The 21,169-nt window shown below is 69.1% G+C and carries 17 protein-coding genes and 1 tRNA gene; 7 read left to right on the top strand and 11 right to left on the bottom strand.

All coding sequences use genetic code 11. The annotated features are described in order from the left end of the window. Positions 1-2 precede the first annotated feature (2 nt). Complete coding sequence (locus FHG71_RS01845) at positions 3-671, bottom strand: GntR family transcriptional regulator (RefSeq protein WP_139079890.1); 669 nt, start codon at positions 669-671, stop codon at positions 3-5. Between the two features lie 16 nt (positions 672-687). After that, complete coding sequence (locus FHG71_RS01840; protein WP_139079889.1) at positions 688-1,377, bottom strand: M48 family metallopeptidase; 690 nt, start codon at positions 1,375-1,377, stop codon at positions 688-690. 144 nt (positions 1,378-1,521) lie between these two features. Here FHG71_RS01840 and FHG71_RS01835 point away from each other — a divergent pair, with 144 nt between their 5' ends. From FHG71_RS01835 to FHG71_RS01825, 3 genes are all read left to right on the top strand, one after another. Next, complete coding sequence (locus tag FHG71_RS01835; RefSeq protein ID WP_139079888.1) at positions 1,522-1,842, top strand: TIGR02300 family protein; 321 nt, start codon at positions 1,522-1,524, stop codon at positions 1,840-1,842. 109 nt (positions 1,843-1,951) lie between these two features. Beyond that, a tRNA-Ala gene (locus FHG71_RS01830) sits at positions 1,952-2,027 on the top strand. A 593-nt stretch (positions 2,028-2,620) separates the two neighbouring features. Continuing rightward, entirely contained in the window at positions 2,621-4,477 is a 1,857-nt protein-coding gene (locus FHG71_RS01825) for a family 16 glycosylhydrolase (protein WP_139079887.1), read from the top strand. A 226-nt stretch (positions 4,478-4,703) separates the two neighbouring features. Here FHG71_RS01825 and FHG71_RS01820 read toward each other — a convergent pair whose 3' ends face one another. Beyond that, positions 4,704-5,135: a DUF488 domain-containing protein gene (locus tag FHG71_RS01820; RefSeq protein WP_218014004.1), complete on the bottom strand. Its 432-nt coding sequence runs from the start codon at positions 5,133-5,135 to the stop codon at positions 4,704-4,706. A gap of 354 nt (positions 5,136-5,489) precedes the next feature. Between FHG71_RS01820 and FHG71_RS01815 the strand changes: the two genes are divergently transcribed. Next, a complete protein-coding gene (locus tag FHG71_RS01815; protein ID WP_139079886.1) occupies positions 5,490-7,127 on the top strand; it encodes a CHASE domain-containing protein in 1,638 nt (545 codons plus the stop codon). Positions 7,128-7,526: 399 nt separating this feature from the next. Here FHG71_RS01815 and FHG71_RS01810 read toward each other — a convergent pair whose 3' ends face one another. The 3 genes from FHG71_RS01810 to FHG71_RS01800 all read right to left on the bottom strand — a co-directional run bounded on the left by FHG71_RS01810 (position 7,527) and on the right by FHG71_RS01800 (position 8,688). Further along, entirely contained in the window at positions 7,527-7,874 is a 348-nt protein-coding gene (locus tag FHG71_RS01810) for a hypothetical protein (protein ID WP_139079885.1), read from the bottom strand. 136 nt (positions 7,875-8,010) lie between these two features. Next, a complete protein-coding gene (locus FHG71_RS01805) occupies positions 8,011-8,256 on the bottom strand; it encodes a hypothetical protein (protein ID WP_139079884.1) in 246 nt (81 codons plus the stop codon). A 237-nt stretch (positions 8,257-8,493) separates the two neighbouring features. Further along, entirely contained in the window at positions 8,494-8,688 is a 195-nt protein-coding gene (locus FHG71_RS01800) for a hypothetical protein (RefSeq protein WP_139079883.1), read from the bottom strand. Positions 8,689-8,883: 195 nt separating this feature from the next. Here FHG71_RS01800 and FHG71_RS01795 point away from each other — a divergent pair, with 195 nt between their 5' ends. Then, positions 8,884-9,177: a hypothetical protein gene (locus FHG71_RS01795; protein WP_139079882.1), complete on the top strand. Its 294-nt coding sequence runs from the start codon at positions 8,884-8,886 to the stop codon at positions 9,175-9,177. A 623-nt stretch (positions 9,178-9,800) separates the two neighbouring features. Here the strand turns inward: FHG71_RS01795 and FHG71_RS01790 are convergent. Then, the gene (locus FHG71_RS01790) at positions 9,801-9,980 is read right to left on the bottom strand and encodes a hypothetical protein (RefSeq protein WP_139079881.1); all 180 of its coding nucleotides are present in this window, start codon (positions 9,978-9,980) and stop codon (positions 9,801-9,803) included. A gap of 441 nt (positions 9,981-10,421) precedes the next feature. Next, complete coding sequence (locus FHG71_RS01785; protein ID WP_139079880.1) at positions 10,422-10,709, bottom strand: hypothetical protein; 288 nt, start codon at positions 10,707-10,709, stop codon at positions 10,422-10,424. 307 nt (positions 10,710-11,016) lie between these two features. Here FHG71_RS01785 and FHG71_RS24520 point away from each other — a divergent pair, with 307 nt between their 5' ends. After that, positions 11,017-11,145 carry a hypothetical protein gene (locus FHG71_RS24520; protein WP_281281933.1) on the top strand — a complete coding sequence of 43 codons (129 nt, stop codon included), beginning with the start codon at positions 11,017-11,019 and terminating at the stop codon, positions 11,143-11,145. 38 nt (positions 11,146-11,183) lie between these two features. Here FHG71_RS24520 and FHG71_RS23335 read toward each other — a convergent pair whose 3' ends face one another. The 3 genes from FHG71_RS23335 to FHG71_RS01765 all read right to left on the bottom strand — a co-directional run bounded on the left by FHG71_RS23335 (position 11,184) and on the right by FHG71_RS01765 (position 19,973). Next, positions 11,184-13,328: a right-handed parallel beta-helix repeat-containing protein gene (locus FHG71_RS23335; protein WP_176559238.1), complete on the bottom strand. Its 2,145-nt coding sequence runs from the start codon at positions 13,326-13,328 to the stop codon at positions 11,184-11,186. A gap of 967 nt (positions 13,329-14,295) precedes the next feature. Then, positions 14,296-16,509 (bottom strand): calcium-binding protein, encoded by a 2,214-nt coding sequence (locus FHG71_RS01770; RefSeq protein WP_139079878.1) that lies wholly within the window; start codon positions 16,507-16,509, stop codon positions 14,296-14,298. A gap of 941 nt (positions 16,510-17,450) precedes the next feature. After that, positions 17,451-19,973 carry an HAD-IC family P-type ATPase gene (locus FHG71_RS01765; protein ID WP_218014003.1) on the bottom strand — a complete coding sequence of 841 codons (2,523 nt, stop codon included), beginning with the start codon at positions 19,971-19,973 and terminating at the stop codon, positions 17,451-17,453. Positions 19,974-20,319: 346 nt separating this feature from the next. Between FHG71_RS01765 and FHG71_RS01760 the strand changes: the two genes are divergently transcribed. Beyond that, on the top strand, positions 20,320-21,165 hold the full coding sequence (locus FHG71_RS01760; protein WP_139079877.1) for a metalloregulator ArsR/SmtB family transcription factor: 846 nt from the start codon (positions 20,320-20,322) through the stop codon (positions 21,163-21,165). Positions 21,166-21,169: the final 4 nt, after the last annotated feature.

The following is a 21,169-nucleotide window of genomic DNA, read 5'->3' as shown; positions in this document are numbered from 1 at the left end:
GTCTATCCCTTCAGCATCCGGAGGCCCTGCGTCACGTCCGTGCGGACGGCGAGGCGCAGCCCCGGCTCGTCGCCGGCCTTGAGCGCGGCGAGGATCAGGCGGTGGTTGCGGGGCGGCTCGGTGCGCTGGAGGCGGCCGTAGAGGGCGCGCATCGTGGGGCCGAGCTGGAGCCAGACGGTTTCCGTGGTGGCCAGGATCGCCGGGGACTGGGCGCGCAGGTAGAGCGTCCGGTGGAATTCGAGGTTGAGGCGGATGTAGCCCGGCGCGTCGTGGCGGGCGACCATCTGCGCCACGCCCTGGTTGATGACCTCCAGCCGGTCGATCAGCGCGAAGTGGGCGCGGGGCAGGGCGCGGGAAGCCAGCTCGGGCTCCAGCAGGGCCCGGAGGGTGGCCAGCTCCTCGATGCGGTCGTTGGAAAGCGCGGGCGTGGAGATGCGGCCCGAGAGGGAGAGCGTGAGCGCCCCTTCGGCGGCGAGGCGCTGCACGGCCTCGCGCGCGGGGGTCATGGAGACGCCGAACTCCTTGCCGATGCCGCGCAGGGTCAGGGCCTGCCCGGGGGCGATCTCGCCGTGCATGATGCGGGCGCGCAGGGAGCGGTAGACGCGGTCGTGGATGCGGGCGCCCGGGTCGCTGGGGCGGTCGGTGAGAAGGGGGCGGGGTTCGGAGGTCATGGCTGGGGTCCGAGGCTCAGCCGAGCCGCAGCCGGTGAAGGGCCGCGCCATGGGCCCGGAGCCAGTTGCGGGGACCCTCGTAGCCGGGGCAGATCCGGCCCACCACCGCCCAGAAGGCGGGGGAATGGTCCATCCGCTCCAGGTGCGCGACCTCGTGGGCGGCGACGTAGTCGAGCACGGGCGGCGGCGCGAGCACGAGTCGCCAGGAGAACATGAGGTGCCCCTCGGTGGTGCAGGAGCCCCAGCGCGAGCGGGTGTCGCGCAGGGTGAGACGGGTGACGCGACGTCCGATCCGGGCCGCGTGGCGGTCGCAGGCCGTGGCCAGCCGGTCGCGGGCGGCCCCCCGCAGGAAGGCGCCGAGCCGGGCGGGAAGACGGTCGGGCTCGGGCGGCAGGAGGAGGCGGTCGCCGTCGAGCCGCACGGCCCGGATCGGGGCGGGGCAGAGGAGGAGGTCGCGGCCTTCAAAGGGAATGGTGCCGCCGAAGGCCGGGTGGATCAGCGAGGGCGCCTGGGCCAGATGGTCGCGCAGCCAGCCCTCGCGCTCCTGCAGGAAGGCCAGGCCGTCGCCCAGGCGGGCGCGCAGGGGCAGCGTCAGCGTCACCCGCCCGTCCGTGCCCGAGATGCGCAGGGAAAGCCGCCGCGCGCGGGCGGAGCGACGGAGCGACACGGCGACCGGCGGGTCGCCGGGAAGGATGTGGTCCTGCACGCGCCGTCCCCCGAACCCCTGGCCCCGAACCTTTGGCCCTTGCCACGCGTTGCCGCTTATGGCAGGGGACCCCGATGCGCCGCAAGGGCGAGGTTCGTTGGCCCTGCCCCCGCGCGATCCGCTGAACCCGAAAGGACCCCCCCGATGCCCAAGGAAGAATGGGGCAAGAAGCGAGTCTGCCCGACCACGGGCAAGCGCTTCTATGACCTCAACCGTTCCCCCGTGGTGAGCCCCTACACCGGCCAAGTCGTCAACATCGACGTCGGCCGGTCGCGCACCATGGTGGCGGATGCCGAGGATGCCGCGACGAAGCGCCTGAAGATGGCGGACGAGGACGATCTGCTGCTCGACGACGACGACGTGGCGGACGACGACGCCGACCTGGGCGACGAGGTGCTGGAGGACGACGAGGACGAGGAAGTGTCCTTCGAGGACCTGGGCGACGTCGCCGGCGACGACGAGTGATTGCCGCGGGGGAACGCGGGGGCTCGGAAAAAGAACCCTTGCGCTCCCCCCCACAGCCCACTAGAGAACGTCTCGCCGGACACGACGACACCCAAGCCGGCGAAACGATGGGGCCATAGCTCAGTTGGGAGAGCGCTTGCATGGCATGCAAGAGGTCAGGGGTTCGACTCCCCTTGGCTCCACCATATCACCAGAACACATGCTTGGCTTGGACGGCGAAGGCGCTGAGCCGTAAGGCCCAAGCCAATATCTGTCCCTTCGGTCCGCCATGAAGTTTTGCTTCGGCCGCCCAAGCCGGTAGACCGCAGTCGCCGCCCGCGAGGCGACGGCCGTGATCCCGACCCGCTCCAACGGTCAACTCTGGAAGGCGCTAGCCCAGGAGTTTACGCCGACAGCGGGCCTCTCCGGGCACGCTGCCGCTATGGCCGGACGATCCGGCGCACCCGGAGCGGCTGGCGCCGACGAAGCCCCATGGAGGCCGGGATGCGAAGTATGAAGGTCCGGGTCGAGCGGCTCATGACCCACTCCGCCCGACCGCTGAGCCTCGGCTTCGTGCCGTTCTCCTCACCTGATTCGCAGCCCTCGGCGCGCCCGAGACGAAACGCGTCGCCCAGGGCGGGCCGGGGTCGGAACGAAGTCGTTTTCGGGTGAATTGCTCAACAGGGCCTGTTGCGGACCTGACCTGTCGTCGCCGTAGAAATGACCTGCGCCGGTCATCGCCTGGCCATGTATCACGTCATGGTTGTGCTTTCGGCTCACTGGCCCCGAGAGGAAGCACATGTCCACGACCGAAGGCACCTGGTCCATCGACCTCGTCCAGATCGGCGAGCCCGCGACCACGGAAAGCTGGCTCGTGTCGGATTGGGCGGCGGGGCAAAGCGCGATCATGGAATGGTCGCCCGACAACGTGGTGGCGCAGGCGGACGGGAGCGTGCAGTTCGCTCTCTCCGCCGCCCCGGCCGGATCCTCCCACGCCTACTGCGGGGGCGAGGTGCAGTCCTGCGAAGCGGCCTCGACCGGCACATGGACATGGACGGCGCAAGCTCCGGTCATGCAGGACGGCGCCGTCTTTGGCATGTTCACCTACCGGGCCGATCACTTCAACGATCCCTGGATCGAGTTCGACTTCGAGTTCGTGGGCAGCGACACGACCCAGGTCCGTCTCAACATCCACATGGAGACCGCGACCGGCGAACACGTCACGCTGGAGCAGGGCAACAACTGGCAACCCGTGATCGTGGACTTGGGCTTCGATGCCGCCCTGGGCTTCCACACCTATGAGATCACCGTCACCGAGACCGAGGCCATCTTCCTCGTCGATGGCCAGGTGGTCGGCCGCTTCGGGGCCGCCGACATGCCCCATGGCACTTGGACCACCGGCGACATGAACGGCTTTGCCAATCTGTGGTGCGTGGATCCGTCGCTCGAAGGCTGGGCGGGCGACTGGGCCTATGCGGGCACGCCCCTCACGGCCACGATGGCTGCCATCGACGTGCGTCCGGGGGACCTGGGCGGCTTCGGCCCCGTCGTGATCGACCCCACGATCAACGGCGACGCGGGCGACGACGTCCTGATCGGCACCGACGGGGACGACACCCTCGATGGTCAGGCCGGCAACGACATGCTCGCGGGCGACCTCGGCAATGATGCCCTCCTTGGCGGGGAGGGCGATGACACCTTGAAGCTGGACGCCGGCAACGATCTCCTGGATGGGGGATCGGGACGCGACTGGATCCTGGTCGGGGGCTCGGAGGCGGCATCCATCGACCTCTCCCTCACGACGGTCCAGAACACCGGCTCCGGAATGGACACGCTCCTGAGCATCGAGAACGCTTTGGGCGGCTCTGGGGCTGACATGCTGTCGGGCAGCGAATCAGCCAACATCCTTCTGGGGGACGGCGGGTCCGACACGCTCCTCGGAGGCGGCGGAGACGACAACCTGTCCGGGGGCGCTGGCGCGGACGACATGGACGGGGGCGCCGGCAACGACCAGGTCCTGGGGGACGACGGGGATGACACGCTTCGCTTGGACGCGGGCGACGACACCCTCGACGGCGGCGCTGGCATGGACTGGATGGCTGTCACCGGCTCCACCGCCGCCGTCATCGACCTGGCGAGGACCGGAGGCCAGGCCACCGGCTACGGAACCGACACGCTGCTGGATCTTGAGAACGTCTCCGGCGGCGCCGGGGCGGACAGGCTCTACGGCGATGCCGCAGACAACATCCTCAAGGGCAACGGCGGCGGCGACCTGCTTCACGGGCGCGCCGGCGCCGACACCCTGATCGCAGGCACCGGCAAGGACACGATTCATGGCGGGGTGGACGACGTGCGGGATGCGTTCGTCTTCACCGCCATCACCGACAGCGTCGTCGGGAACAACCGCGATGTCGTCCACGACTTCAGGTCCGGTCTCGACGATCTCGACCTGAGCGGGATCGATGGCCGGACCACCCTGGCCGGTGACCAGGCGTTCGGTTTCGGTGGGACCAAGGCCAGCGCCTATTCGGTCTGGTACGCGGCCGGCAGGTCCGAGGTGATCGTGCGGGCTGACGTGAGCGGAGACAGGACAGCGGACGTCGAGATCCGGGTGGTCGGGGTGACCTCGCTGGCCGTCAACGACCTCGTGCTCTGACGGGCAGCCGAGCCGCAGATCCGATGGGTCGCCTCGGGCGTGGATCCTGAACGACGCGCGTGGTTTTCGGACCGGCGTGCCGGGTCGGACCTGTCATATGGGCCCATGCAGGCCCTGATCGGCGGGTCCGAGCGAAACGCCTGAGAGGCCGGGTGCCCGGGTCCCGATCCTGGCCCGTCCGACCCGCCGGACGGATGGAGCCGCCGGTGCGGGTCGAACCGGACCCTCACAGATGCCGCACTTCGCACCGGGTCGCATACCTGATCAGCTCCGCCACGATCCGGCGATGGCAGCCCGTGGCGCAGGCCTCGAAGCACAGGAGCGCCGTGGGCCGTTCGCGGGCGATGGCGTGGGCCAGCGCGTCCTGGGCCTCGGGCGAGGTCATGTGCGTGGCGAAGATTGCCTCCAATTCCGCGATGCGCCCCTTGCGCGCCGCCTCCCGTCCCGGCTTGGGCGTGCCGAGCCCCCGCAGGTGCTCGTAGCCGATGCCTTCGGCCGCGAGCGAGGCCCGCAGCATCGTCTTGGAGAACCCGGCCCGCCGCGAGGCCGCCACCGCGCGGATGTCGACGACGACCTCCACGCCCGCGCTCCGCAGCTTCCCGATCATCTCGGGCAGCGTCGCGGACTCGTAGCCGATGGTGGACAGGATCATGCTCATGTCGCCTCCGTTGCACCGTCGGACCTTGCCGACGGTCCACAAGCTTAGCCCTGCTCCAACGTACATGAACGGTCAGCCAGAGCCGGCAGGCTGAGCGTGTACGCAAGGGATGTCGTTGAACGGACACTCCCAGCCGTGGCGCTAGACGTCGGGCAAGAAGGATGCCCGGGGTTGACTGCCCGCGCGGAACTGCGGCCCCGAGGGCAGATCGTTCGGCATTCGTGACGACAGGTCCGGAAGGCAGGGAGCGGCCCGGCCCGCTGCGACGAAGGACCGCGTGCCCCTGCAGCCATGAAGTCATGGGTGGGGGTCCGACGAATTGGACCTTCCTGAAGGCTTCGCCTACTGAACGCCATGTTCTCGCCGTCGCGCCTCTCAGCCTCCGCCATCGCCGCCCTGTCCCTGGTGGGCGCAGGGCTGACCTGGAGCATCTATGGGATCGAGACGTCGCGCCGCGAGGAGGCTTTCGCCAGGCTTCTCGTGGAGGCCGCCGGTTATGTCGAGACCCGGGTTGAGCAGCACATCGCCCTGCTGAACGCCACTCGGAGCTTTCTGGCCGTCCATGACGAGCCGACCCGCCGGGAGGACTTCGCGGCCTTCGTGGACGGGCTGGAACTGGAGGCGTTCTACTCCGGCCTGCAGGAACTCGGGTTCGCCCGCATCCTGCGTCCCGAGCAAGAGGCCGGGATCGAGGGCATCCTGTCGCGGGCCTATGGAGGCGACCGGCGGGTCTGGCCTGAGCCTGTCCCGGGCCTGCGGACCGCGATCGTGCTGCTGGAGCCCGATCACACCCGCGGCCGCGCGAGCCTCGGCTTCGACATGGCCACCGAGGAGCAACGCCGCGCCGCCATGCTAAAGGCTTCCGAGACGGGAGCGGCCACGGCCACCCCGCCCCTGACGCTTGACCGGGAGGTGGCCATCCGGGACGGGCAGCCCGGCATCCTCGTCTACCTGCCCGTGCGACCGTCAGGGGCTCCGGAAATCGAGGGCTATGCCTTTGCGCCGGTTCGGGTGGGCGATCTCCTGACCGCCGTGCTCGAGAGGTACGATCTGCCGCTGGAGCTGCGCCTTGCCGATGCGGCCGCACCTGACGTGCCACTCTTCGAGTCGGCGGGCTTTGCCTTGGGCGGGGCGGAGGGGGACTTGGAGATGCGCACCTCCCTTTCCGTGGCCGGGCGCGAATGGGTCCTGTCTGCTGCCCCCTCGCCGGAGTTCGGCGCGGCCATCCAGCTGCGCCTGACCCTGTTCAGCGCCATCGTCTTTCCCCTGCTCGTCGTGTTGGCGGGAGTCGCGGTCCATTGGCAGGGCATCTCGATCCGACGGACCCGCGCCCTGAACGAGCTGGTCCAGCACAACGTCGAGCAGAAGGACCTTCTTCTGCGCGAGATGGCGCACCGGATGAAGAACTCGCTCACCCGGGTCAGCGCCATCGCCCGGCAGACCGCACGCGAATCCGTGGACAAGGCGGCGATGGCCGAAAGCCTCAACGCCCGGCTGCAGGCCATGTCGGCCGCGCAGGACCTTCTGGTGATGTCGGGCACCGACAGCGCCGATCTTGCCGAGCTCCTGCGGTTCGAGATCGACCAGATCTCGGCATCTGCCGCGAACCCTGGCCACCTGTCGGGGCCGCCGGTGCGCCTCGACGAGCGCCAGACCCATGCCCTGGCCGTCGTTTTTCATGAGCTTGCCACGAACGCCCTGAAGTATGGTGCGGGAGCAGGGGCGGGTGGCGAGGTTCGCGTCCATTGGACGATGGAGCCCGGCCCCTCGGGGATCCATCTTCGGCTCACCTGGGAGGAGCGGACCCCCGGGCTGCCTTCGTTGGCCGGCGATGCCGCGCCCGGTCAGGTTTCCGGCTTCGGGACACGCCTCCTCGAGGCCATGATCGGAGGCGAGCTTGGCGGGAGTCTCACGCGCCAGTCTCGTCCCGGCGTCCTCACGATCGAGATCCGTTTTCCGCTGAACCCGGACGCGCAGGTGACGGCCGGCTGACGCTCGGGCCGCAGGCGGGAGGAGCGGGTGACCGGCTCCGCACCCCCGGCCCGCTGCGCCGCCCGCGCGCCGGTCTCAGCCAAGGCCTCCGGTCTCACCTGGATGACGGTCAGGGGGCAGAGCAGGCCGGCCAAGGCGATGCCGGACTGATCGGCTACGGTCAGGCGCTCGCTGGGAAACGGTCCGTTGCCGGATCGTCAAGCAACCGGGGCACGCCAGAGCGAGTTATGCTTTCACGTGACCGCATCTGGTGGTGGACCTTCACGGGGGCCATCGCCACACCTCACGGATACCGAGGGGGCGTCTGTTGCGGCCCATGTGCCCCCGAGTGGTCTGCGTCCGGTGGTTAGGCCCGGGCGCATACGCCGTCGGGGGCGCGGCGGCCGCGACGCCCCCGTCCTACCCTTCGGGAGGCTTGCTCCTGTGGCCCAGCATCGTGCCAAGGCCGTTGTAGGTGGCCCGCACCTCCTCCACCCAGTCCAGGCACGCGCGGGCCAGACCCCGGTTCGTCGTGACGCTGATGCCGGCCAGAGTGAGGTCCACTCGGGACCTGCGTGAACACATGGTCAGACGGCAGTTCGCCACGCGGCGCAACTCGTTCGCGAGGTTCATCTCGGCCTCGTAGGAGCGCTCCAAGAACTCGTCCCAACGCTCACCAGCCTGGGGGTTCCAGCGCGGCAGGGCTTTCACCATCTCCTCGAGCCGGTCAGCGGCGGTCAGGAGACGCCCGACTTGTTCAAAGGACATGCCTGGAGACCAATGGCTCGTCTCGCCTGAGAGTTGTTTCGTCCAACGAGCCTATTCATGGACGCACGGCGCCGTTCTGCAAGGGTTCGGGATCTCGGGCGGTCGGTCCCGCGTCCTGGCCGTGGTGCGGCCCCGATCAGGTCGCGGCAAACATGACGGACATGCCGATCATGGCACCTGAGACGAGGCCGCCCAGAATCGCCAGGCCGAGCATCCGCGCGGATGGGCGGGCGTTCTCCCGCCCCGGTCGGGGATCGCTGGCTTCCGCCTGATGCCGGAAGTGCTCCAGGTCGGCCTTGTAGAGGTCGGCCGACGGGAGCCCCGACGCGGTCTGGACCTTGTAGGGCAGGATGGTCCGTCCAGTGCGGGGGCGCGAGGTCATCGGATCTCCGGGTCAGGGAAGCGGCTGGCGACCGTTCACACGGCCGCCCCCTGCGCTGCCTCGGGGACAAGGCGGCGCAGGGCGCTTTGTCGCTGCTGCGGAGAGAACGTGCTCTCCGGCGGCTCGTGGCTTCGGCGGGAGGGAATGCCTGCCGAAGGGTGGGATGCACGCCCCGCCAACTCGGGGCCGATGGGGCCGGTTCCCTGCCAGGCCGATGTTTGCCGGATGCGCTGGAGGTCACCCGACGGAAGGGGCGCCAGACCCCGGGCGGAACGCCGGCGCGGACCGGCGAACGGTCGTGGTGCCTGCCATCAGCGTTGCGGCCATCCCGGTCACGTAGGTCAGCGACGCCGTCCAGTCGGGGCAGCCCAGCAGCGCGCCCGTGGTGGCCAGCGTCACACCCGCGACGACGGCACGCAGAAGTTGAGCCATGACCATCTGAACCTCGTTCTGCTTGGCTTGGTGTGGCGACCACAGCAGCGGCTCTTTCTGGCCGATGCAATCGGCTTCAGGGCTGAAAACCGCCCCGATAACCCTCAGGCAGATGTGTGGTTAGCGGATATTGCGAACCCGGAGCCCACCTTTCGCGCTGAGGGACCGTGCATCTGCAGCGAGAGGAGATCGGCCGTGACGCTTTACGAATCCCTGGAACGGCAGGACCCGCAACCGGCGGTCGCGGCGGAGCGGCCACAACGCCAGCTGCTCGAGATCCGAGGGGTCAGCAGCCTCACCGAGGCCCTCGGCCTGATGCTGGTGAGCCTCCTTCTGATGACCTGGGCCTTGGGCGCCTATGCCGGGATCGTCTACTGGTCGGTCCAGGGCTCCATTTGGGGCGTGGTCCTGTCGGCGATCGTTCCGGGCTTCGGGGCCGCCACGACCCTACCGCTTTACCTCTGGCTGGGAAGCGGGGGCTCCCTGTGAGCCGTCTTCCGTCAGGCCGGTGACCCATCCACGAGCCGTTCCCTGCCATCCTACGTCGTCGCCAGTGGTCATGCGCCTGCGTCCTGCAGCCGCGGCCATACCGCGCGGATACCGAGGGGGCGTCCGCGGCGACTGTCGTGCCTCCGAGTGGTCAGACAGGAGGCGTTGCCACGTGTCCTGTCTCTCGTGCCGTCCGGGGGCGCGGTGGCCGCGCTGCCCCCATACCAGACCCATTGCCTTGATCTCGCCAACCGACCTGTGAGGGGACAGATCGTCGGCTGGATGAAGGGTGGGTCCGCACGCCCGGCCCGCCGGTTCGCCCGCCGCGCCTGACCAAAGGTCATGCTCTCGCGCGATCGATCTGTCCTATCATGGCAGTCGGAACGAGTCCCGGCGATCGCAGGTAAGTGGTGCGGAAGCCCTGCTACGGCAGGGCTTCTGTTCGTGGGGGCTTCGCGGCTGCCGCGCCCCCGGACGGCGATCGCCGGCGGAGGGTGGAGCCCCTCCACAAGCAGCCACTCGGGGGCACGGACGCCGCCACGGACGCCCCCTCGGTATCCGTGCGGTCCGGCAGAGCCCCAGAGGGAAGGGCCAGCCGTTGGCGGCTCGTCAGCATCGGCTCCTCATGTGTCATCGGGGTCGCGCTGGGCGGCCAGCGAGAGCAGTGCGCTGGCCAGCAACGCCAGGCCGCCAGCGAGGGCGTAGGAGCCGAGCGCGCTCCAGACTTGCGGGGCCGTCATAAGTCGCACCATGCCGACAAGGCCACCAGCCAGGAGGCCCACGAGCAGGTGAGCAAGAACCATGAGCAGCGCCCCTCCCTTGGCCCTCTCACGCCTTCTGCGGAGGCGGATTGAAGGGCTTGATCCGATACTGGCAGGAACGGGTGCCCGGCGTCGACCACAGGATCAGGGTTGCCGAGACAGCGAGCCGGACATGGCTGTTTTCCGCTCAGCCTCGCCCTCTGCCGATATCGGGTCAGGGCCGAATGCTCTCCGGGCTTCTAGATGCACGCCGGTTCCACAGGTCGACCGCCCGGTTGAGGTCTGGTGTCCAGACGGTCTGCGGTCCCAGGCAGTTCTCCCAGAAGGGCTCCTTTGCAAAGCGGCTTGGATCGCGCCAGCATCCCACGCTGTAGGTCACCGGCATGTCAGGTGCCGCCCGATGCGGCACGGCCGAAGCAGGACGGCCGCAGAAGGGACAGGGCTTGAGCGGTGCATGATCCGGGATGGGCGGGAGCTGATGGCTCATCCGATCAGCGCCTCGATCCCGCGCGTCTCGTGGGCCAGATCGTTGATCGTCCTCCGCGTCTCGCTCCAGTCCTGCGAGCGCAGGCCGTGAACCCAGCGCGGGTGCGTGGGTCCGGCCGGGTGCCCGCCTCCTGCGCCATGCATGCGGCAGACCTGCCAGCCGGTGACGGCGGGTGCCTGGCAGGGCTCGCCCGTGCGCTTGGAGCGAGCGTGGCAGCGGCGGGCGAGCTTGGTGTCGGCCGTGGTGTGGGCTTCGAGCTGGTTGAGGAGCGTGCAGGTCGCCATGCGCCCGTCCGGACGCGTCAAGCGATCACCGCACCGAGGTCGGCCACCTTTGGGCCCGGGTAGTTCGGGCGGCGGGAGCGGCGTCACGGCGGCCCGGAGGTCGTCGGACATACGGGGCTTGCTCATGGCCCTTAACGCCGAGGTTCCGCTTCTGCCGCACGCTGTCAGTGGCAGCCCGGTTGCTGCTCCGCCACGCCGAGCCGCCTGAGGGCATGTCGTCGGGACTCCGGATCACGGCAGGAAAATGGGGAACCCCGTCCGGCAGGATCGTGGTCCCCCTCGAAGTCGAGGTGCAGATGCCTTCGCCATGATGGCCCGCACCTACCGCCTGACCGCAGCACGGCATGGCTGCGGCCTGTTTTGCCGCGTCCACGACTGGCTGGTCGCGGACGCGGATCGGCAGGGCAAGAGGCTCATGGCGGTGATGCCGCCATGAGCCGAGCGGATTCGAACGATCCGTCAGGACATCCGCGATCAGGCCGCGACGTCGAGTCCCTGGTACTGCGTCACGAAGTCGAAGCGTGCATCCTCGTCGGCCCTGGCGTCCACGGCGTAGTCGAAGTCATGCTCCTGCGCCGTGCTCGCCGTGGCCAGGGTGGTGGTCGCGGATTGGGCCGTATCGCTGTCACCCACGGACAGATCGAATACCGAGATGTCGCCCTTGAAGTTGGCCGAGTTCCAGGGATTGCCGAAGACGAGGTCGTGCGAGCCGAAGGTCTCGCCGCCAACCACTCCGGCGAACGCGGCCTGGCCGGTCATCTTGCCATCGACCCAGACCTGCAGCTTGCCGCCGTCCAGATCGATGACGATGTCGCGGTCCCTGTCGACCGCCGCGTTCAGGGCCGACCCCTTGGTCGTCAGGGTGGTGATCGAGCCGCCTTCCTTGAACATCCGGACCTGCAGCTCGCCCGAGCTGGTCACGCTGGTGATGAAGCTGCCATGCATCCGGAAAAGCTCGCCCGATGCGCCCTTGGCGTCGGCATCCAGCCTGAACGCGATCGTCATGGAGTCCGCGCCGACCACGTCGACCACGTGGTCGCGGTCGACCCGCGCCGAGACGCCCTTGGCCCCGAGCTGCAGTCCGCCAGCCGTCCACTTGGGCACCGCGCCGAGGTCGATGGATCTTCCATCCTCCTGGGCCACGAACCGGCCGTTCGAGATGCTCAGGATGCCGTCCGGCTCCGACGTGTCCGCGACGGGAGTGGACGTCGTGGGCGCGGTCGTTTCAGGGGTGGGAGCGGGAGCAGGCGCAGGCGCAGGGGCCGGGGCCGGGGCCGGGGCAGGAGCCGGGCTGATGGGCTTCGCGACCGCTCCGTCGGTCCCTTGCGTGAGCAGCGACCCGGCGTTGAGCTTGTCGATCGTGCCACCCACGATGGCCAGGAACTCGTGCTGGCCGTCATCGTCGACAAGGGAAGCCGAGGTGAACATCTTGCTGTAGTGGTTGGATTTGGACGCGTCCTGGTCCTGAACGATGACGTTGTCGCTGACCGTCCACCCGGACTGCGTCGAGGGCACGACCGCCGAGATGTTCTTGGTGATCACGACGCCCTTGGAACCGGACGACACGCTGATCCGAGGGATCTCGACCCCCGTGTCGGCTCCGTCGTCAGCGAACCCGTCGGCATGCAGGACCGAGTTGTTGCGGATCGTGAGGCCATTCGTCTCGCCCACGGTGATGCCATGCGCGTGCCCGTTGGTGACCGTATTGTTCTCGATCACGATGTTCTGGTAGGCCATGGAGGCAAAGGTCATGCGCCCGCTGTCGACTTCTTCATTGCGCATGAAGATCGACTGGGTCGGCGATCCGTTTCCGATGTCCAGGATATTGTCGCGAATGATGACGTTCTTGGACGGCTGGGTCGTGCCGGTGGTCCAGAATTGGAGGAAATCGCAATGGTCGCCGGTGATCGCCCGCACGGTCGCGCGGAAATCGTGGATGTAGTTGTCCTCGATCAGGACGTCCTGCACGGCGCAGAAATTGAATCCGTCCATCCGCATCGAATGGAGATCGTTGCCGACGATATCCATGGACGAGTTTTGGTTGAACACCATGCCCTTCCAGAAGCCGAAGGATTCGTTGTTCTCGATCGTGACGCCCGTCGAGCTTTTGACCACCAGACCGATGCCGTAGCCAAAGCCATCTACCGCCGACGAGACACCTTTGGCCACGTCGCCGTCGAAGACGGAATTGCGGATCGTCAGATTCTCGCAGCCGGTGAAGGTGAACGGGCTGATGTTGGTGCTGTCGCCCGACTGGAACGTGTAATCGAACTTGACCGAGTCGAAGGTCAGGTTGTCGGCGCCGCGCACGAGCGCGGATTCGAACACCGCCGGCTTGGCCGGATCCGCCGACTTGATCGTCACGTTCGACGGGAAGGCGAAGTTGAATTTCGTCTGCAGGTCCAGCCGGAAGTCACCGTAGTTGCCCCCCGCCAACAGAATGGTTTCACCGCCCTTGCAGGATGCCATAGCATTGTAGAGCTGTGACAGTGTCGAAACATTGATCGTCGGCATTGCGTCCCTCGTTTTCGTTGCGCTGGCTTTTTCCTCCAGTCTGATCTCCTTCTTGCCGTGAATCGCGGCCTCTTCGCGGCGTGACCGAAGCACGAGCGGGGCCAATTTGTGAGCTTCGCCCAGGTGAGCGATACCCTGCTTGCGGGCTAACGAAGGGCCGCCGATGGGCCCGTTTCCGGGCGCGGGACACCGAGGCGACCAGCTTGGTGCGATGGCGCCCCCGGTGCTCTCTGCCCCAGGCCGAGGTCCTGATCGGTGGCCGGGCCATGATGCCGGCCGGTTCCGTTGGACCTTGGGCAGGCGTGTCGTGGAGCCCTGCATCCCCTTTCGCCGAGGGCGCAGGGCCTTCATCCCGCATGATCTGGCTTTGACCGCGAACTTCACGGGATCGAGGGTCGTTCGCGCGGCTCAAGGGCTGGCCCCTCGTCATGATCGCTGCGTCAAGGTGATCCTGTCCGCCTGCGCCTTGCTGGGTCCGGAGCCCGTGCGGCATGCACGAGGCTCGCCGCGTGGCAGACGACCGGCTCTCCCGTGCGGTGCTCCATCATCGGGGCCTGGTCGACGGCGGCCACAGCCATGGGCCCGAATCAGCCCATGAACAGTGCCTCGGAGGTGTGGCTCTGCCTGGGGTCCAGTCGGAACTGGGGCCCGTGCGGCTGCGATTCGAAAAACAGGTCGTCGCCGGCCTCGTCGTTTCGTCACGGATGTCGGGGCGAACGGCTGCTGCCGGTTCGCAGCGCCTGCATGCGCCTGCGCCGTTCGGAATCTCGTCGTCGCCCGAGTCGGTGAGGGATGGGCCCGGTGGGCCGGGAGGCGAGCTTCGGGCCGCCCTGCGAATCGTGGATGACCGCCCGCCATGAACCCGTTCGCGCTCTGCCGGTTCATGGCGTCCATCCTGCCGCAGCCGGGAGGGGGATGTACGCGGGGTCGCCCGCGCCCTGAGGGTCAAGGGCGCGGGCGGGTCTCCATTTCGGAGTGCTCCCGTCGAGGTTCGACCCCACGAGGGCTGCTCCGCTGTCGTGGTCGAGCCGGGGGCGGAGGAGGGGTCGTCTTGGACGGCCCCTCGAAGGTCTCAGATCAGAAGGATGTCCGCCGAGGTCAGGACCGCCCCGTCCTGCAGGTCCGCGACGAGACTGGCCTCGTTCTCGCCGGTGCCGTCGCGATCGAACCAGAGCGTCTCGTCGGACGAGCGGAAGATGAAGCGGTCGTTGGACTCCTGGGCGACGTTGTCGTTGGCCCGGATTACGAACCGGTCCTTGTCGAGCGTCTGCTGCGCGACCAGCCCCCCGCCGAAGCCGGCGGCTTTGATGTTGAACCGGTCGTTGTCGTCCGCCACGTTGTGGAAGTCGGTGATGATGTCGCCGGCGTGGGAAAGCCGGGCGAAGCTGAAGAAGTCGTTCCCCAGCCCGCCCGTGAGCGTGTCCACCCCGGCACCGCCCGCCATCCCGTCCGCCCCGGCGCCGCCATGGATCTCGTCCTGCCCGGCGTCGCCCTGGAACCGGTCCTTGTCCGCGCCGCCATGCATGACGTCATCCCCGTCGCGGCCATAGAGGCGATCCTGCCCGCTGTCGCCGTCCAGCCGGTCGTTGCCCGCGCCGCCATAGAGCAGGTCCGCGCCCGACAGGCCTTCGAGGAGATCGGCCCCGTCGCGGCCGATGAGGACGTTCCGGCCTTCGTTGCCGGTCATGCGGTTGTCGAGGCCGTTGCCGTTGGCGTTCAGGTTTCCCTGGCCGGTGAGGATCAGGTCCTCGACGTTGTCCCAGAGCGTCAAGCCGACGGAGGACTCGATCCGGTCGCTGCCGCCGCCGGCGGACTCGGTCACGACGTCGCCCGCCTGATCCACGACATAGAGGTCGTCGCCCGCGCCGCCGTTCATCCAGTCGTCGCCCGCGCCCCCATCGAGCCGGTCGCGACCCGCCGCGCCGGACAGGACATCCGCTCCGGCCAGCCCGTCGAGCTGGTCGTCGCCTTCGAGCCCGAGAAGGTTGTTGATGCCGGCGTTGCCGGTCAGGCTGTTGTCGAGGCCATTGCCGGTCCCCGAGAGCGCCCTGGTGCCGGTGAGCTGGAGGTTCTCGACATTCGCGCTGAGCGTCACGTTCACCGATGAGCGGACGAAGTCGGTTCCCGCGTCGGTCGCCTCCGTCACCGCGTCGCGCCGCGAATTGACGTCATAGAAATCGTTGCCCAGCCCGCCGAAGAGCTGGTCCCCGCCGTCCCCGCCAAAAAGCGAGTCGTGGCCCGCCCCGCCGACGAGCGTGTCGTCCCCGCCTCGGCCGTAGAGGGTGTTCGCCACGCCATTGCCGCTGATCCGGTTCGCCAGGGTATTGCCGGAGCCCCGCACGGCCGTGCCGCCTATGAGCACCAGATTCTCGATGTTGTTCCCCAGCGTCCGGTCGATCGACGACCGGATCGTGTCGAGCCCCGCGCCGGCCCGCTCGATGACGACGTCACCCGGCACGCGCACATGATAGATATCGTCGCCCGTGCCTCCGATCAGCCGATCGTTGCCGGTCCCGCCGTGCAGCCAGTCGTTGCCGGCGCCGCCATACAGCAGGTCCTGGCCCTCGGCGCCGCGCAGGCTGTTCGCCCCCCCGTTGCCGCGCAGCGTGTTGCCGAGCCCGTTGCCGATCCCATTGAGGTCGGCCGACCCGGTCAGCTGGAGCCGTTCGACATTCGATCCGAGCGTCAGGCTCACCGAGGAGAGGATGGCGTCGGCTCCCTTGCCGGCGCTCTCGATCACGCGATCGGTGACCGAGTCGACGATGTATCGGTCATTGCCCGCCCCGCCGAGGAGCCGGTCATTGCCCATGCCTCCATCGAGCCGGTCGTTGCCCGCCCCGCCGAGGAGCACGTCGTTCCCGGCGCGGCCGTACAGGCTGTTCGCCTCGCCGGTGCCGCTGATCCGGTTCGCCAGGGCGTTGCCCGAACCCCGCTGGGCCGCGCTGCCCACGAGCGTCAGGTTCTCGACGTCGGCGCCCAATGTCAGGCTCACCGCCGAGCGGATGGTATCGATGCCCGCTCCGGCCCGCTCGATCACCAGGTCGCTGGCCCGGTCCACGAAGTAGAGGTCGTTGCCCGCTCCGCCCTGGAGTGTGTCCTTGCCCGCTCCGCCGTAGAGCTGGTCCCTACCCGTTCCGCCGTCGAGCCGATCGTTGCCCGCGCCGCCGAAAAGCCGGTCGTTGCCGCCCCTGCCATTCAGCGTGTCCCGTCCTCCCTGGCCGTTCAGGCTGTCGGCGGTCGGACCGCCGTTCAGGGTGTCGTTGCCAGGTGTTCCGTCCAGTCTCACGTTCGTGGTGCTCCTTCGGTTCGGCGCAGGTCCTCAAAGGGCTCGCTCCGGGCGTTGGCCCGACAGGTGCCCGTCTCGGCTCGCGCTGGCACATGGCCATGGGGGTTCGATAACCCTCCGTCCGACAGGTCGGAGGCGAAGGGAGATCAGGACCGTTCATGTCGACTGTTCTGCCGTGCGGCCATAAGAAAGGCGAGAAAATTCCTAATTTGGTACCAGTTTGCCAATGAGGCATGACCAATCAGTCAGTTGGCGATAGTACTGTCTCTGTATGGTGCCTCAAGATTGGCAACGTTGCGCGTCTGCATGACATAATTCGGCCTTTGATCTTCCGGTCATGGCCTGCGGACTTGCTGGCAGGGTGCGCATTCTGGGCGAGGGCTCAGGGTCGGCCTGGAGCCGCGTGGGACAGGTAGCATCTGCCTGACCAGATCCCGAATGCCCGGCCCGGCTGTCTCCGGGCCGTTGCTTCCGTCCCGTGGGGCGGGACGGGACCCGGCGGCCAAGGCCTTCACGGAAAAAAGGCCGGCCACGCTGGACGGTATCCCTACCATCCGCAAGGCCGGCCGAGTGACGAATCGCGCGAGAGGACAGGGAGTTGCCGCTCGCAGGCGATGGACAGTGTCCGGGAGGAGCACTGATGCCTTGATGCCGAACGATCACGGCGCTCGATTGACGTCAAAGCGGCAACAATGAGGTGGTTGTCGAAAGAGTGTTAAGGATTGGGGTGGCCGGGCCCGTGGGTGGAGACCCGCGCGGCCTGACAGCGACGGATGCCCGCGCAGGCTTGGAAGCTGACCCAGGCCATGGCCCAGAGGTGGCGATGCCGCGCAGATGCCTTTGGGCCAGAGGTGCAGATCTTTGAGCCGTGGTCCGAGTGCGTCCATCCTGGTCGGGCCGGGCTCGATCCGAGCGCGTGGGTCTGGGCCCGGCGACGTGCGTCAGGCGGCTGCCCGCCGCGGGCGCGCCCGCGCGAGGCGCAGCAGGCCCCACCAGCCGCCCGAGAGCACGCCCACGGCGACGCCGACGGCCAGCGCGGGCAGGGGCGGGCGCGTGACCTCGAAGATCGCGGCAAGGGGCGGCACCAGCAGGATCAGGGCCACGATCGCCGCCGCGCCTGCCGCAATGGCGAAGAACAGGAGGCGGTGGGGGTCGAAGAAGCGCGTGCCGGGTTCGGCCGATTCGGCGAAGGCCAAGGCCAGGTTCGCTGCCACCAGCGCCGAGAAGGCTAGGCCCCGGGCCACGGGTCCGGCAAGGCCGGAGTCGAGCGCGAGGACGTAGATCGCCAGCACGGCCGCGAGGATCACCGCGCCCTGCAGCACCCCGAGCAGGAGCTGGCGGGGGCCGAAGAGCGGCTCGCGCGCGGGGCGGGGTGGGCGTTCCATGGCGTTGCGCTCGGACGGCTCGGCCTCGAAGACCACCGAGCAGACGGGGTCGATGACCAGCTCCAGCAGGACCACGTGCATGGGGAAGAACACTGGCGGCAGGCCGAGGAGGATGGGAACCAGCGCGAGCCCCGCGATGGGCACGTGGATGGCGACGACGTAGGTGAGCGCCTTGCGGAGGTTCGCGAAGATGCGCCGTCCGAGTCGCACGCCCCCCACGATCGAGGCGAAGCGGTCGTCGAGGAGCACGAGGTCGGCGGCCTCGCGGGCGACGTCCGTGCCCCTTTGGCCCATGGCGATGCCGATATGCGCGGCTTCGAGCGCCGGGGCGTCGTTGACGCCGTCGCCGGTCATGGCGACGACCTCCCCGTCGGCCTTCATGGCCTCCACGAGCGCGAGCTTCTGCTCGGGCATGATGCGGGCGTAGACGCGCAGGGTCCGGACCCGGTCGCGGAGCGCCTCGGGGCCCAGACGGGCGACCTCGGCCCCGGTCAGGACGCCCGCGGAGGTGTCGATCCCCGCGGCCCGGGCGATGGCGAGGGCGGTCGCGGGATAGTCGCCAGTGATCATCGCCACCTCGATCCCAGCGCGGCGGGCGAGGGCCACGGCCTCGGGCACGTCGGCGCGCAGCGGGTCCTCGAAGGCGAGAAGACCCTCGAAGGCGAAGGGTATCCCGGAGGGGTCTTGGGTGGCCTCCGGGGCGGGCACGCGGGCCGAGGCCACGGCCAGCACCCGGAGGCCGCGCGCGGCAAGCCGGGCGACCTCGGCCCCCAGGGCGTCGGCGCAGTCGGGGTCGAGGCGGCAGAGCGCAAGGACAGCCTCGGGCGCGCCCTTGGCCGCCACCAGAGCGTCGTCGCCGTCGTTCCAGGCCTGCACGAAGGCGAGGCGGTCGGGGCGCAGCGGATGGGTGGCGAGAGGGGTGCCCTCGGCGTCGCCTGCGACCTCGCGCACGGCGCGGTCCATCGGGTCCACGGGGCGGGGCGCGGAGGCGAGCGCCGCGTGGCGCAGGAGGGAGAGGGCGGCGTCGGGCACGGGGCCGGGCAGGGCGACGTCCCCGTGTCCCTCGCGCCAGAGCCCGGCGAGCCGCATCCGGTTCTCGGTCAGGGTGCCGGTCTTGTCCACGCAGAGCCGGGTCGCGGCGCCCAGGGCCTCGATGACGGCCGAGCGGCGGGCGAGCACCTTCTGCCGCGCGAGCCTCCAGGCGCCCAGCGCGAGGAAGATGGCCAGCACCATCGGGAATTCCTCGGGCAGGAGCGCGATGGCCAAGGTGATGCCGGCGAGGGCCCCCTCGATCCAGTCGCCGCGCAAGGCCCCGTAGGCCAGCACCACGATCCCGCAAAAGCCGAAGGCCAGGAGCCCGAGCCATCCGATCAGCCGCGCGGTGGTCCGCTGGAGCCGGGTGGGTTCGGGCGCGATCGTGGCGAGCGAGAGGCCGATGCGGCCGAGGCGGGTGCCGGTCCCCGTCCGCAGGACCCGCGCGACGCCCTGCCCGCGAGTGACCAGCGTGCCGGAGTAGAGCCATGGGGTGGCGTCGCCGCCGGGCTCCGGGTCGGCCTCGGCTTCCTCGGGGCCGAGGAGCCGCTTGGCCACCGGGACGGATTCGCCCGTCAGGGCGGATTCGTCGACGGTCAGCGCGTCCCCCGCGAGGAGCGTGGAGTCGGCCGGGAGCCGTTCCCCTTCGCCCACCAGCACCACGTCGCCCGGCACGAGGTCGTGCGAGCGCACCCGCCGCTCCGCGCCGTCCCGCAGCACCCGGGCCGTGGGCTCGGCCATCTGGCGCAGCGCGGCAAGCGCGCGCTCGCTCCGGGCCTGCTGAAAGACGACGAGTCCGACGGAAACCGCCGCGCCCAGGGCCAGGAACAGGCCCTCGCCGAGGTCGCCCAACAGCAGATAGAGCAGGGCGGCGACGACCAGGAGCAGGAACATCGGCTCGCGCAGCGTGGCGAGCAGGAGGCCGGGCACGCCCTCGCGGCTCGGCTCGGGCAGGGCGTTGGGGCCATGGGCGTGCAAACGGCGCAGGGCCTCGGCGGAGGTGAGGCCCAGGGTCGGGTTCGGAGGATCCGGCTCGGGCAGGGTCACGCGCGGCAGCCTCGGGCGGCAGAAGGGTCCGCTGCCGACCATAGCCGGCCTGACGAGGGACGGCACGGGCCTTCTCGGGTTGGGCCCGCAAGATGGGAGCCGCATCGGCCCGAGGAGCACAAGGGCAGCATCTTGCCCGCGCTCATGACCAGGACCCGTCCGCAAGCGGTGGCTGGCGCACCCGGTTCGGGAATCGCGGGGCGGTGTCGCCGGGGAAATGGATGCGGGGCCGGGTCGTCGTGGGAGAGAGGGGGTTCCGCTGCGCGGCTTGCGCGCCGGGCTTGGACCGGGACGGCCCGGAGCCGGCCGTCATGGACATGTCATAAACATCCTGTATTCAAGAATAATGGAATCATCACGCGCCGTCCATGCTTTCTCCTGCCTCGGCCATCCGGGCCGCCTTGCGGTGTTCCGTATGCTCATGCGCTTTGCCCCTCGGGGCGTGCGGCCAACGGAGATGGTCGAGGCGCTCGGGTTCAAGCCCAACACGCTGTCCCACCACCTCAACGAATTGATGTCGGCCGGCCTGATCCAGGTCGAGCGGCAGGGCCGCTCCCTTTTCTACTCGGTCGACCTCGGCGCCGCCGAGGATCTGATCGGCTATCTCGCCCTCGACGTCGGACGGGCTCGTCCCGACCTGCTCGCCCCCTTTCACTCCTTGCCCGAGGACACTGCCATGCGCGACACCGACTTCGACGTGCTGTTCATCTGCTCGGGCAACTCCGCCCGATCAATCTTTGCCGAAGCGCTCTTGCGCGACCTCGGGAAGGGCAAGTTCCAGGCCTTCTCCGCCGGGATACGTCCCAACACGCAGCTCAACCCCTTCGCCCTTGATGTCCTGACGCGCAACGGCCATGACGTCTCGACCCTGCGCTCCAAGCACGTCTCGGAGTTCCAGCAGCCGGGCGCCCCGCGGATGGACTTCGTCTTCACCGTCTGCGACACGGCCGCCGCCGAGGAATGCCCGCCCTGGCCGGGCCAGCCCATCACGGGTCACTGGGGCCTGCCCGACCCGGTCAAGGCGCCGGGCACCGACGCGGAGAAGGCCCTCGTCTTCGCGCAGACCTATGGGGCGCTCCGGCGGCGCATCGCCGCCTTCGTGGAGCTGCCCTTCTCGACCCTGGACCGGATGGCGGTTCAGGCGCGGGTCGATCGCCTCGGTTCCCTCGACGACATCGCCCTGCAGGAGTAGGCCC

It is taken from the genome of Rubellimicrobium roseum (assembly GCF_006152145.1).
Lineage (GTDB): Bacteria > Pseudomonadota > Alphaproteobacteria > Rhodobacterales > Rhodobacteraceae > Rubellimicrobium > Rubellimicrobium roseum.
The sequence above is the reverse complement of the archived record's forward strand: the minus strand, read 5'-3'. Positions and strand labels throughout refer to the sequence as shown.